This is a genomic window from Halococcus thailandensis JCM 13552 (genome assembly GCF_000336715.1).
Taxonomy (GTDB): Archaea; Halobacteriota; Halobacteria; order Halobacteriales; family Halococcaceae; genus Halococcus; species Halococcus thailandensis.
The window spans coordinates 163,193-175,515 of the sequence record NZ_AOMF01000155.1; the positions used below are offsets into that span (position 1 = coordinate 163,193).

General features: G+C 67.3%; 15 protein-coding genes and 1 tRNA gene. 2 read left to right on the plus strand and 14 right to left on the minus strand.

The window, feature by feature from the left end:
* Position 1 precedes the first annotated feature (1 nt).
* The 3 genes from cofG to C451_RS10860 form a co-directional block, all read right to left on the minus strand.
* Positions 2-1,081, minus strand: coding sequence for a 7,8-didemethyl-8-hydroxy-5-deazariboflavin synthase subunit CofG (gene cofG / locus C451_RS10850; RefSeq protein ID WP_007740500.1), 1,080 nt, complete (start codon positions 1,079-1,081; stop codon positions 2-4).
* Between the two features lie 151 nt (positions 1,082-1,232).
* A complete protein-coding gene (gene cofC / locus C451_RS10855) occupies positions 1,233-1,850 on the minus strand; it encodes a 2-phospho-L-lactate guanylyltransferase (RefSeq protein WP_007740501.1) in 618 nt (205 codons plus the stop codon).
* 62 nt (positions 1,851-1,912) lie between these two features.
* Entirely contained in the window at positions 1,913-2,794 is an 882-nt protein-coding gene (locus C451_RS10860; protein WP_007740502.1) for a complex I NDUFA9 subunit family protein, read from the minus strand.
* A gap of 80 nt (positions 2,795-2,874) precedes the next feature.
* Here C451_RS10860 and tmk point away from each other — a divergent pair, with 80 nt between their 5' ends.
* A complete protein-coding gene (tmk, locus tag C451_RS10865) occupies positions 2,875-3,453 on the plus strand; it encodes a dTMP kinase (RefSeq protein ID WP_007740505.1) in 579 nt (192 codons plus the stop codon).
* Here tmk and C451_RS10870 read toward each other — a convergent pair.
* Entirely contained in the window at positions 3,450-3,776 is a 327-nt protein-coding gene (locus tag C451_RS10870) for a hypothetical protein (protein ID WP_007740507.1), read from the minus strand. The two genes, tmk and C451_RS10870, sit on opposite strands and share 4 nt — an antisense overlap.
* Positions 3,777-3,927: 151 nt before the next feature.
* Here C451_RS10870 and C451_RS10875 point away from each other — a divergent pair, with 151 nt between their 5' ends.
* Positions 3,928-4,596, plus strand: a complete 669-nt coding sequence (locus C451_RS10875; RefSeq protein WP_007740509.1) for a potassium channel family protein — start codon at positions 3,928-3,930, stop codon at positions 4,594-4,596.
* Here C451_RS10875 and C451_RS10880 read toward each other — a convergent pair.
* The 10 genes from C451_RS10880 to C451_RS10925 all read right to left on the minus strand — a co-directional run bounded on the left by C451_RS10880 (position 4,593) and on the right by C451_RS10925 (position 12,299).
* Positions 4,593-5,075 (minus strand): DUF5813 family protein, encoded by a 483-nt coding sequence (locus tag C451_RS10880; RefSeq protein ID WP_007740510.1) that lies wholly within the window; start codon positions 5,073-5,075, stop codon positions 4,593-4,595. The genes C451_RS10875 and C451_RS10880 overlap by 4 nt on opposite strands.
* Positions 5,076-5,111: 36 nt before the next feature.
* Positions 5,112-5,492 (minus strand): DUF7522 family protein, encoded by a 381-nt coding sequence (locus tag C451_RS10885; RefSeq protein WP_193788308.1) that lies wholly within the window; start codon positions 5,490-5,492, stop codon positions 5,112-5,114.
* 81 nt (positions 5,493-5,573) lie between these two features.
* Positions 5,574-5,658: transfer RNA gene (locus tag C451_RS10890), tRNA-Leu, on the minus strand.
* 40 nt (positions 5,659-5,698) lie between these two features.
* On the minus strand, positions 5,699-6,034 hold the full coding sequence (locus C451_RS10895) for a ferredoxin (protein ID WP_007740516.1): 336 nt from the start codon (positions 6,032-6,034) through the stop codon (positions 5,699-5,701).
* Positions 6,035-6,072: 38 nt separating this feature from the next.
* Positions 6,073-6,573: a peptidylprolyl isomerase gene (locus C451_RS10900; protein WP_007740517.1), complete on the minus strand. Its 501-nt coding sequence runs from the start codon at positions 6,571-6,573 to the stop codon at positions 6,073-6,075.
* 47 nt (positions 6,574-6,620) lie between these two features.
* Positions 6,621-7,685 (minus strand): anthranilate phosphoribosyltransferase, encoded by a 1,065-nt coding sequence (locus tag C451_RS10905; RefSeq protein ID WP_007740518.1) that lies wholly within the window; start codon positions 7,683-7,685, stop codon positions 6,621-6,623.
* Positions 7,686-7,762: 77 nt separating this feature from the next.
* Positions 7,763-9,379: a preprotein translocase subunit SecD gene (locus tag C451_RS10910; RefSeq protein ID WP_007740519.1), complete on the minus strand. Its 1,617-nt coding sequence runs from the start codon at positions 9,377-9,379 to the stop codon at positions 7,763-7,765.
* Positions 9,376-10,254 (minus strand): protein translocase subunit SecF, encoded by an 879-nt coding sequence (secF, locus tag C451_RS10915; protein WP_007740520.1) that lies wholly within the window; start codon positions 10,252-10,254, stop codon positions 9,376-9,378. The genes C451_RS10910 and secF overlap by 4 nt, the downstream gene beginning before the upstream one ends.
* Positions 10,255-10,305: 51 nt before the next feature.
* Positions 10,306-11,736: a PGF-CTERM sorting domain-containing protein gene (locus C451_RS10920; protein ID WP_007740521.1), complete on the minus strand. Its 1,431-nt coding sequence runs from the start codon at positions 11,734-11,736 to the stop codon at positions 10,306-10,308.
* Positions 11,737-11,831: 95 nt separating this feature from the next.
* Positions 11,832-12,299 carry a DUF5812 family protein gene (locus C451_RS10925; protein WP_007740522.1) on the minus strand — a complete coding sequence of 156 codons (468 nt, stop codon included), beginning with the start codon at positions 12,297-12,299 and terminating at the stop codon, positions 11,832-11,834.
* Positions 12,300-12,323 lie beyond the last annotated feature (24 nt).

Here is a 12,323-nt window from a genome sequence, read left to right on the forward strand (position 1 = left end):
GTCAGTCGCTCGCCGAGAGCACCGCGCGATAGCGCTCACCGGCCTCGTTCTCGCGGTCGATGGCGCGCTCGATCCGCGGCGCGAGCCAGCGTTCATCCACGTAGCGCGCGTGGGTCGGCAGGCGCTCGTTCAGCGGAACGCCAGCGTCGTCGGCGATCGACTCCAGTTCGCGCAGGCCGGGCCAGGCGTAGTCCGGGTTGATGTGATCGTCGGTGATCGGTGAGACGCCACCGAGATCGTCGACGCCGCAGTCGATGACTTCACCGACGGGCGCGAGGTTCGGCGGGACCTGTACCGAGATCTCGTCGGGTAGTGCGTAGCGGGCCATCGCCACCGCGCGGCGCAGCGTCTCGACGGTGGGTGTGGGACCGCTCCAGCGCTCGTTTTCGGCCACCGGCTGGACGATGACTTCCTGAACGTGACCGTGCTCCTCGTGGAGCGCGCGGATGGCGAGCAGCGATTCGGCGCGGTCGTCCCAGTCTTCGCCGATACCCACCAGGATCCCCGTTGTGAACGGGATCCCGACCTCGCCGGCCGCGCGGATCGTTGCGAGGCGCTGTTCGGGCGTTTTCTTTCGCGATCCCGAATGGGCCTCGACGTCGGCGGTGGTTTCGAGCATGACGCCCATCGAGGCGTTCACCTCCGCGAGATCGGCCATCTGTTCGCGAGTGAGATCGCCGGGGTTGCTGTGCGGGAGTAGCCCCACCTCCAGAGCGAGTTCGCACATTGCGTAGAGATAGTCGTGAATCGAGTCGTAGCCCCACTCGTCGAGCTGCTCGTGGATGCGTTCGTAGCGCGCGTCGGGCGTGTCGCCGAAGGTGAACAGGGCCTCGGTGCAGCCGGCGTCCGCGCCGGTTTCGAGCACGTCGCGGACTTCTTCTCGGCTCAGTAGCGAGGCTTCGCCGGGCGGGTCGAAGTAGGTGCAGTAGGTACAGGTGTACCGGCAGGCCGTCGTCAGCGGGACGAACACGTTGCGCGCGAACGTCAGCGCCGAGGCGGGCTCGACGTCGTCGGGGCCCACGGAACGGAGGCAGTCGCGCTCGCCCGGGGTGGCGGCGAGGGCGGCGTCGATACCGGACATGGACGCCCCTCGTGGCGGGTGGGCAAAAGACTGTCCGGAAGCCGGTGTCGGGAGGGGACGGGACGACACCGACCGACTGCGCGCGAACCGGCTCGCGCGACCGAAACTCGGTGATCGTCCAACTAAACGGTTGTCCCAACTCCGACCCGATTCAGCCGTTTTCGGTCCGCTCGACGCCGACGCGCCCCTCATCGCGGACGAGTCGTACACCCGCGCGGTCGAGCCACGCGCGCGCTGTACCCTCCCCGTGGACGAGCAGCTCAGCGAGATCCATCTGCTCGTCGATGTCGGTGGCGAGCCGGAACGAATCCACGGTGCCGACGCTCGCGCCGACACGACGGGCACCCTCGCGGTGATCGAGAAAGGAGGTGCCGTGGTAGTCGACGCGGAAGTCTGGATGGCGCGCGACGAGCGCATTCGTCCCGCCACCGCGACCGGGCGCGAGCACCACGTCTTCGGAGGCCTCGAACAGCCTCGCGAGCGCTGCGGGCGTCGCGAGCGGGAGATCGGCCATCACGATCGCGACGGGGGAGTCGGTTTCGAGAATCGCGTTCACGGCCGCGGTCAGCGGGCGCTCGTCGACGATCGTCGGCACGTTGCGGTCGATCGGTGCGGTCGCAAGCAGTTCGGGCTCGTGGCCGCTCTCACGAATGGCGGCGAGAACGTCGGCGAGCATCGCGTCGGCGAACTCCCGGCGCTCGGCGGCGGTGAGAAAGCCGTCGAGGCGGGTTTTCGGCTGCTCGGCGGCGAACGGGACGACGACGCGCATACGGAAACTACGGGCCGAGGGTCATATCCCCGGTGGTCGTGGACCGCTGCGATCGCCGGACTCTACTCGACACCGAGATACGACGCGAGCGTCGTCAGCTCAGACTCACCGCGCCCGAACGCCCCGATGTCGTTCTCGTCGACGACGTTGTCCATCTCGAGCGAGCGCGCCTGATCCGGGCCGAACGGGATCATCGGTACGGGGCCGATCGCGCTCATGCCGAGCTTCGTCAGTCCCATCGGCACCGGCAGCACGGAGACCGGCTTGCCCTCGGCGCGATAGGCGAGTTTGGCCACGTCGGCGAGCGTCAGGACGGCAGGACCGCCGAGCTCGTACGTCTCGCCGACGTGTTCGTCGTCGAGCCCGTCGGCGAGCATCGGGGCGAGATCGCCGATCCAGATCGGCTGAAAGCGCGTGCGCCCGCCACGTGGGAGGGGTGCGAGATACGGCGGCGTGACCTTCTTCGTGAACGAGACGAACTCGCCGCCGTCACCGAAGACGACGGAGGGTCGGAAGATCGTCCAGTCGAGGCTCGAGTCCCTGACGACCCCTTCGGCACGGCCCTTCGTGCGGATGTACGCCGTGTCGCCGTCGGGGTCCGCGCCGAGCGCGCTCATCTGGACGAACCGTTCCACACTGTGCTCCTCGGCGGCCCGGACGGCGTTCTCGGTGCCCCGGAGGTGGACCTCGCGGTGGCTCGTCCCGCTCGGCGGCTGGAAGAGCGGCGAGAGCGCGACGAGGTTCACCACGGCGTCCCGGCCCTCGAACTGCTCGACCATGGAGTCGTAGGCCGTCACGTCGCCGACGGCGGTGGAGACGTCCTGCTCGAACACCGTCGGGTCGGGATCGCGCGAGAGCGCTGTCACGTCGTGGCCGCGTTCCGCCAGTTCGTCACAGAGGGAGCGTCCGACGAAGCCGTCGCCGCCGGTCACGAGTACGTCCATACCCGAATGACTCGGCGAGTTGACCTAAAACTACCGTCACCGGAAGACGGGACTTACCCGTCGGCGGGCGAACGATGACCATGCTCGTCACGATCGAGGGGATCGACGGCAGCGGCAAGACGACCGTCTGGGAGGCGCTCCGGGCGTCCTACGACGGCGTGTTCACGCGCGAGCCGACCGACTCCTGGTACGGCGAGGCGGTCGCGCGCTCGATCGACGACCCCGACGCCGACTCGCTCGCCGAACTCTTTCTGTACACCGCCGACCACGCTGCCCACCTCGCCGATACCGTGCGCCCCGCACTCGCCGACGGCGAACTGGTCGTTTCGGATCGGTACTCGGACTCGCGCTACGCCTACCAGGGCGCGGCGCTCGAAGGGGAGGTAAAGCGGCCGATGGAATACATCCGTGGCGTGCACAAGCCCTGGACGCGCCCGCCGGATGCGACGATCTATCTCGACATCGACCCCGAGACCGGTGCGGCACGAAGCGGCGCGACGAACAAGTTCGAACAGGCGGGCTATCTCGCGGCCGTCCGATCGAACTACGAGACACTCATCGAGTACGAACCCGAGCGGTTCGTCAGGATCGACGCGAGTCAGCCGCCCGAGGACGTCCTCGCTGCGGTCGAGACGGCGCTCGATCGACTGCTCGATTAGGATCGTTCGAGGCGTTCGGGCAGTTCGACCTCGGCGGGCGAGGGCATCCAGAAGTAATCGAAGGCGACTCCGAGCGCGAACGGCAGCGCGACCGCGACGCTGACGACGGTGAGCGAACTGCCGAGATCGGGGCCGAGCCCAAGCGGACCGGTCAGTCCGAGCGTGACGAGCAGCTGGACGGCGGGTACGAGGGCGACGATGTAGATAGCAGTGCCCCAGCGAGTGGTGAGCTGCACGCGCAGAAATCGTGTGGCGAGCGCGGCGACGGCAGTGTTGACGCCGACGACGACGAGCAATCCAACGATGTCGGCGACCGAAACCATACCACCGCTACCGCCCGAACGACCTTTGGGGTGTCGAAAGCACGCGGGACAAGGTGGAGTGGGAGGGGAGAGGGGAGCGGGTCGGTGCGTCACGAGGGCCGACCCAGCAAATCGTGCGTACTGTTATTATTGACCATGATGTAGTGGGAGTATGCGATTCGTCATCATCGGGGCCGGGCGGGTCGGGCTCAGGACGGCACGGGTGCTCGCCGAGGAGGGTCACGAGGCGACCGTCGTCGACAACGATCCCGAACGACTGGAACGTCTCTGGGGCGAGCGCCTGGAGATCGTCGACGTGCTCGACGGCGACGGGAGTCGCGAGGAGGATCTCGTGGAGGCGGGCATCGCCGACGCGGACGCGATCGGCGCGCTCACGGGCGATCTGACGACGAACTTCGTCGCCTGCATGATCGCCGACGCGTACGACTGTCGCACCGTGATGCGCGCCGACGACGACTACTACCAGGAGATCTACCGGAAGTACGCCGCCGCGGTCGACGAGGTGGTCTACCCCGAACGACTCGGCGCGATCGGCGCGAAGAACGCCCTCGTCGGCGGCTCGACCCGTGCGATCGCCGACATCGCCCAGCATCTCCAGCTCGTCGAGTTCACCGTCACCGAAGCCTCGCCGATGCGCGGCTACAGCCTGAGCGAGCTCGAACTCCCCGGCGGGGCCGAACTCCTCGCCTTCGGGAAGGAGGGCGAGGCGGTCGACCTGCCCCACGCCGACGACTCGCTCGAACGCGGTGATCGGGTGGTCGCACTCGCCGATTTCGACGTTCTCGGCGACGTGCGCCATCTCGTCGTCGGCGCGGTCTAAAGCGGCATCGGGCCGCGCTCGCCCTCGCCGTCACCCTCCGTCCGGGCGCGCGCGATGAGATCGGCGACGGGCGGCAGATAGGAGTAGCCGGGAACGATCCCCTCGACGTACGTCCCTTCGGCGTACTCGACCAGCGCCTTCGCCGCCTCGGCCGCCCGGGCCCCGTCGCCGTGCGCGAGCAGCCACTCGACGCGCACCTCCCCGTTCCGGCGCTCGACGGTCGGTTCGGGAACCTCGACATCGCCGCGCGTCGCACCGCCGGCATCCTCCAGTCGGAGCGCGAGCGTCTCGAACCACCCATTCTCGAGGACGTCCTCGACCGGTTCCTCGGTGGCGGCGTCGAGCGTCGGCATCGTCACCCACACTCGGTACTCGTCGTCAGCGACGGCGACGCGGCCGTCGAACGGCGTGGTCGTGAGCGCGTACTCTCCTTCATCCGATTCGTAGGCGTCGTGGGCCGCGAACGCGTCGTCGGTCATGGTTGCGTTCGGGTGCTCGCGGGCAAAAGCGCGTCGTCAGCGGTCGTCGAGTATCGAGAGGACGGCGCTCGCGACGGCCTCGAAGTCGCTCATCGTCAGGCCGTCGGTGGTGACGAACACCCCGTTGCGATCGGTCGTGATGCGCAGGAGATCGCCGTTCTCGAACACCCTGATGGTGTGGCGATAGCCGCCGAGCTCGGAGCTCCGGTAGGCGTTGCGCGTGTTCTTGAAGTCGTGCCACTCGTGGCCGATGAAGCTCATCACGTCGGCGTCGCGTTCGAGGTCGCCACGGAGGTAGAGCTGGTCGTAGTCGGTGCGGGTGAAGTAGGTCACCGAGCGGAGCCGGTCGCCGGTCGCGGTCCGGGTGGCCGTCACGAGCTGATCGGCGACGTCGCCGGCGAGCAGTTCCGAGTTCATCACGCGACTGGTCATGCGGAACCATGATAAACCCGTCGCCGGTGTGGTGGGCGATGGAGAGTCGAGGGGGGGGGGGTGTGATGCGAGGGATGCGATTTGAACGCATGAACTCCTGAGAGAGCGGGTCTTAAGCCCGCCGCCTTTGGCCAGACTCGGCCACCCTCGCGCAGTTCAGCGTTCGCCCGCGTGCGAAAACCCGTTTCGATTCACCAGTCGACCGAGAGCGTGCCGTCGCCGTCGGGATCGGGGGCGATCTCCTCGTTCGTCCGGCGGTCGACGACGTGGATCACGCCGCGATCCTTCTTCGCCGGACAGACCTCGGCCGCCTCGATGTTGTCGTCGAGCTCCGCTTCGGTGATGAAATACGATGCCGGCTCGGCGATCCCGCTCGTGATGTTCATCGACCAGTTGTCGGAGACCTCGGCGCATTTGCCCGCCGCGATGCACTTGTTCGCCTCGAAGACGATCTTGTAGGGTTTCTCCGATATGGGTGGAGCGTCGCGCTCGCCGATGGTGCTCGGATCGACGGGATCGTCGGCCATAGTCGAACGAGACCCTCCCCGCGGTTTCGTCTGTCGGTTTACTCGTGGATCTCGACCGATTCGAGGACGACCTCTTCTTGGGGCTGGTCGTTGGCGTCGGTCGGCACGGAGCCGATCTCCTCGACGACGTCCATCCCGTCCGTGACGTCGCCGAACACCGCGTGGCGGTCGTCGAGATGGGGCTGGGAATCGAGCGTGATGAAGAACTGCGAGCCGTTGGTGTCGGGGCCCGAGTTGGCCATCGAGAGCGTTCCTGCGGAGTCGTGGCGCAGGTCGTCGTGGAACTCGTCGTCGAAGGTGTAGCCCGGGCCGCCGCGACCGCTCTCGTCGGGGTCGCCACCCTGGATCATGAACCCCTCGATGACGCGGTGGAAGGCCACGTCGTCGTAGAGCGGTTTCTCGACCGTCTCGCCGCCGTCTTCCCACTCCTGCTCGCCGGTCGCCAGCCCGACGAAGTTCTCGACCGTGCGCGGCGCGCGCTCGTCGTACAGTTCGACCTCGATGTCGCCGCGATTGGTGTGCAGCGTCGCGTCTGTCATATCCGCACGTCGACGGCGCGATGGAAAACCCTGCCGACTCCGACGGCTCAGAAGGCTCGAAGTTCGTCGAGCACCGCTTCGGCGCTGCCGTCGGCGATAGCCTCGCGTGCCATCGCGAGCCCCTCGTCGAGCGAGTCGCAGTCCTCGCGGGCGTAGATGCGGAACGCGCCGTTGAGCGCGATGGCGTCGGCGAACTGGTCCTCCCGATCGTCCGTGAGCACGGCTTCGGTGATCGCCGCCGAGTCCGTCGCCACGTCGTCGACTTCGAGGTCTTCCTCGGCGAAATCCATGCCGTACTCGTCGGTCTCGATCTCGAAATCGTCGAGTTCGTCGTCTTCACCCACGGCGACCGTCGTCGACCCGGGCCGGATGTCGTCGTACCCCTCCATCCCCTGAAACATCACCACGCGGGGGATCCCGTAGCGCTCGCTCGCCGCGAACGTGTCGATGATCCGCTTCGCGTAGGGCAGGTGGTAGAAACTCCCGAGATGGACGTCGGCGTCGGCGGGGTTGGCGAGCGTCTCGATCGTGTTGACGAACGTCCGCACACCCATCGTGTCGCGGCGCTCTACGAGGTCGGCGACACCGGGGTTGAAGTTCGGCTGGTAGTAGAAGCCAAAGCCCGTCTCGTCGACCATGTCGGCGCTCTCGGCGGGTGCGAGATCGGTTTCGATGCTCAACTCGTCGAGAACGTGTTTGTAGGCGTCCTGTTTCTGCGTGGGGACGCGATCGCCGGAGTGTGTTACCACAGGCGTGCCGGCCGCCGCGGCGACGATGCCGGCACCGACCCCCAGTATCGCCGAGCGGCCCTTCCCGTCGTAGTTCGCCCCGCAGTCGACGGGATCGCAGTCGGGTGTGGCGAACTCCACCGACCGGTCGGCCATGGTGTCGATGTACGCCGCCAGCTCATCGGGCGTGTTGCGCTTCCAGCGGTTGGCGAGCCAGAACGCCCCGAGCGTCGTGTGATCGGGCTCGTCGTCCAGGATGCGCTCGAAGGCCTCGGTCGCCTGCGCGCGCGTCATGTCGTCGGCCGATTTGTGTCCCGAGCCGACGACCTCTGTCAGCAGCCGTTTGAGCGGCCACTCGCCGTGGTGTTCGGATGACTGGGCCATGCGCCCGGTTGGAGCGGTCGGTGCAAAAGGCTCCCGTTCGCCGGCGTCGTCGATGGTCGATTCGATCCCGTGCCCGCTCAGTTGTCGGTGAGCAGCCGGCGCAGCACGTTGCCGTAGGCCGGGCGCGTGATCAGCACGCCGATCAGCACACCGACGATCGTGATGATGGCGAACCCGCGGAGGTCGCCGAGCGAGAGCAGTGCGAGCGGACTCATCGCGATCACCGTCGTCGCGGCGGCCGCGCCGATGACCCAGAACGCCCGCCGGAACCGACTCTTGAACACCCTCCCGGTGCTCACGTCGCTCTGGAGGATCTCGTCGGCGATGATCACCAGATCGTCGACCCCGGTCCCGATGACGGCGATGAAGCCGGCGATATGCGAGAGATCGAGCGGCAGCCCGATCGTGGCCGCGAAGCCGAGCAGGATGAACACCTCCGAGAGCCCCGTCAGCAGCATCGGCACCGCCACGCGCGGCTCACGATATCTGACGAAGATCGCCACGCTGACCGCGAGCACCGCCACGAGCCCCGTGACGAGCGAGAGCCCCTTGAACCGCTGGGCGACGCTCGGCAGGATGTACTGGCTCGTTCCCTCTTTCAGATTGAGTGGCGCGGGCAGCGCACCCGCCTGGAGGTCGACCTGGAGCCCCTGAGCCTGTGAGGCGTTCTGTGCCGACGTCTGATAGACCGGGTCGTCGACGAACTCGCCGCTGGCGAAACTCCGTGCGAGATCGGGGTCGACGCCTGCCGAGTAGACGACTTCGCCGTCACGCACCGTCAGCAGGCAGTGGCCGCCACCGCCGCGACCGTAGCCACAGGTGCGGTTCGACGGGTCGTCGAAGCCGAACCGCTGCATCTTCTCGGTGAACGGCTTGGCCGCTTCCTCGGTGAGCGTCACCGGAACGACTGGTCGGCCGCTCTGATCCTGCTGAACGGGTCGCACGTCCTGGAACGACTGCTGACTCGGCAGCGCGGTCACGTTACAGGTGGTCGGGCCGGTCCCGTTCGCACTACCGTTGCCGCTGGCGTTCGTTCCGACAGGACCCTCGCAGTAGCTCGGCGTTCGATTGCCCTCGACGGTGAAGTACGCGATCGTCTTCACCTGACCCTGATCGGCGACCAGTTCTCTGAGCTCCGAGCGGTTCTGGTTCGGCACCTCGATGCTGACGTAGCGTTCGCCACCCGAGGACACCGTCTGAACGGAGCCGCCGGAGAGGCCGGATTCGCTGATCTTGTTGCTCAGCACTTCGACGGCCGTGTCGTAGGTCTCCTTGGTCAGACCGTCGCTGACGTCGCTTCGCTGAATGTCGTAGCCGGCCGACTGGAGCGCGCTCGCGAACGCGCGCTGGGAGACGTTGCCCGAGTAGACCTCGACGGTGGCGCTGCCGTTGCCGGGGCGCACCCGCACGTCGGTCGTCGAGACGTTCAGTTCGCTCGCGACCTGTCCGGTGAGGTTGTTTCCTCCTCGGGGGCCGACGTCGACGCCCTCGGCGGTGAGGCCCGACAGCGGCGCGCGGATCTGCGAGCCGCCGGAGAGATCGAGCCCGTACTGGAGGTTCGTCGGCCCGGTCGTGACGTTGCCGTCGGTCGCGTTCGCCGCCACGCCACCGCCGAGGCCGGGCGCGAACAGCGCGACGGCGGCCGCGAGGACGAAGATCACGAGCAGGCCGATGCGCCAGTTCTCACGGATCATCGCGCGATCCCCTCGAACTTGTACCAGCGAAGCAGACTCACGTTGAGCAGATAGGTGTTCATCAGATCGACGGCGAGCCCCATCACGAGCACGACCCCGACCTGCGAGAGGAGGGGGATGTTGAAGACGTACTTCGAGGCGACGACCGCCATCACCGCCATCGCCGACATGGAGGTGAGCGTCATCGTCACGCCCGTGCGTCGCGCGCGATAGGTGCTCTCGTAGAAATCACCGCGGCGCTTGAGCACGTGGTTGTTGAGCAGGATGTCGGAGTCGACGCTGTAACCGATCAGCATCAACAGCGCCGCCACCGTGCCCAGCGAGAGCTCGATCCCGAAGAGGTTCATCAGCGCGAGCGGCACGACGATATCGGAAAACGCCGAGAGGATGACGGCGACCGAGGGGACGAGGCTTCGAAAGAGCACGAACACGAGCAGCGCCATGCCGACGAACGCCGCCGCCAGCCCCAGCACCCCGAGCTGCTGGACGTCGGAGCCGAAGCTCGCGGAGGTCTCCTGTACGGATTCGACGGTGTAGCCCGCGGACTCGGCGGCCGACGTGAGCGCGTCGGTGTCGGTCGACTGGGTGGTGACGATGAAGGTGTTGCCGCCCGCGGTCGGCGTGACGGTTGGCTGACCGTCGACGGCGGGGAGAGCGGCAAAACTGTCCTGAATCTGGGCCTGACCCGCTCCCGTCGTGACCTGGAGTTCGGTACCACCGGTGAACTCGATGCCGGGCGTCACCGGCGCGCCGGTCATGAGAAACCAGCCGCCGAGAACCGCGAGCGCGAGGACGAGCACCGCCAGCGGGATCGCGGCGAGCTGGCGGTCGGTATAGTCGGTGTAATCGACTGCCGGTACGTCGAGCGCAGCCATGTCCTGCGGTCCGGAAGGCCCGCGAATAAACGTTTGTATGTTTCCGCCCGCTCACTCGCGCCGCGTCGCGACCAGCGCGGCCACGAGCAGCCCGACGATCGCGACGGCGATCCCGAAGCCGGGACCGCCCGAACTCGTCGTCTCCGTGTCGGTCTCGGCCCCGCCGAGTATCTCCCCTTTGCTCGTCGCGTTCGTCGTCTGCCCGTCGGTTGTACCCGCTGTCGTCGTCGCGGTCGCCGATGGTGTCGCCGTCTCGGTGGGTGGCGTTGTCGTCGGGGTTGCCGTCGGCGTCGCCGTCGCGGTTGGTGTGGGCGTCGCAGTCTGCGTCGGTGTTCGTTCGTCGGCGACGCCACCGAACCGCGCCGGATCGACCTGCTCGCCATCGAGATAGATCTCCGCGTCGCCGTCGATCTCGAGACCGGTGATCTCGCCCGTCACGAGATAGGCGTCGCCACCGCCGCCGAGCCGTCCGTCGACGCGCGCGTCACCGATCTCGTCGACGTCCGGGTCGACGGTGACGTGTCTGTCCGCGATCGGCGCACCGTGGCTCTCGCCGCTGCGCTCGACGGTTCCCTCGTAGCCGATCCGGTAGCTCACCTTGTCCTCCGGGCTGCCGCCGACGATCGTCAGTGCGGAGGCATCGGACGATCCGTCGCTCGATCCGCCGCTCGTGTCGACGGTCAGCTCGTAGCCGGTGAAGCCGGTGACGCCGACGACGGAGCGTGCCGACGCGACGTGGACGTAGTACGTTCCGGACTCGGGGACGGTGAACTGCTGTTCCGAGGTCGTTTCGGTGGCGAAGGTGTTCGTGTGATTGCGCCCGCTCGTGGGATCGAGGCGGTTGCCGTCACCGTCGAAGAGGGAGACGGCGACGTTCTGGCCGTACTCGGCCCCAGGATCGGTTATCCGCGCGGTCGTGGTGATCGTCTCGCCCGCACTCGCCTCGACCGCGAACACGTCCTCGCGCTGCTCGAACAGCGTCGCGTTGTAGGTCTTCCCCGGCTCAACGACCGTGGCTCCCTGCTCGCCGCGCTCGAACTCGTCCTGTGCGGCGGTCGCGACCGCCACCGAGTAGCGCGCCTCGAACTCGGTCTCGTGGGTGACTTCGAGGTAGTACGTCCCGTCTTCGGGGGCGACGGCACCGATGATGGCGGCGTCCTCGGTGCCGCCCGCCGTCCCGGTGCCGAGCTCGCCGTTCGGTCCGTGCAGCGTGACGGTCGGGTATTCGGCTCCGAAACCACCGGTCACCCTGATCGCCTCGCCGGCGTTCGCCTCGAACTCGTACCAGTCGTCGTCGGTGTCCTTCGTATCGGCTTCGACGAACGTCCGCTCGGGGAGCTCCATCGCGTCCGCCCGCTCGTCGTTCGGTCCGGTCTCGTTCACCGTGGCGCTCTGGCTCGCGACCGTCGCCGAGAACGCACCCAGCGCGGACAGACAGACGACCGCGACGAGCAGCCACGCCAGCGTCCCTCGTCGATTCATCGTTTCCCGTCTCTCACACCGTGGAATAAGCTTTCTGTTGCTGGAATCCCTTCTTCTCCTCTTCATTTCCTCTCTTCCTCTCACTCTCCCCTCGCTCAGGGAAGATATCGAACCGCCACGACGCCCGCCTCGGCATCGGAACGCACTTCGACCCGGTTCACGCCGAGTCGGGCCGCGCGCACGAGCGTCGCCTCGTCGTCGAGCACGTCGTCGACCGCCTCGGAGACGCGTTCTGCAGGCACCGTGAGCACGTGGATCTCGCCGACACCGGCGCGCTCGCGGGTCGTCAGCTCGCCTGCTTCCTGTGCGTCCGCAAGTTCGTGCTCCTGACTCGTGGGTGGCTCCTCGCTGTGTTCGGTCGATAGCGGGCGCCGTGCATCCATCTCGATCAGTTCCCACGCGAGCTCCATCGGTCCGGCGGGCGCGATCGTCCCCTCGATCGCGTCGTCCGCGTCGAGACCGGGGTTCGCCGCGAGCGTGTGGACCTGTCCGTCGGCCGTATCGTGCAACACCGCCGACTCGTCGTCGGCGTGCGTGACGAGAAACGTGCTCTCGGTCGGCATACTCACTGTTCGAGCGCGATCCGA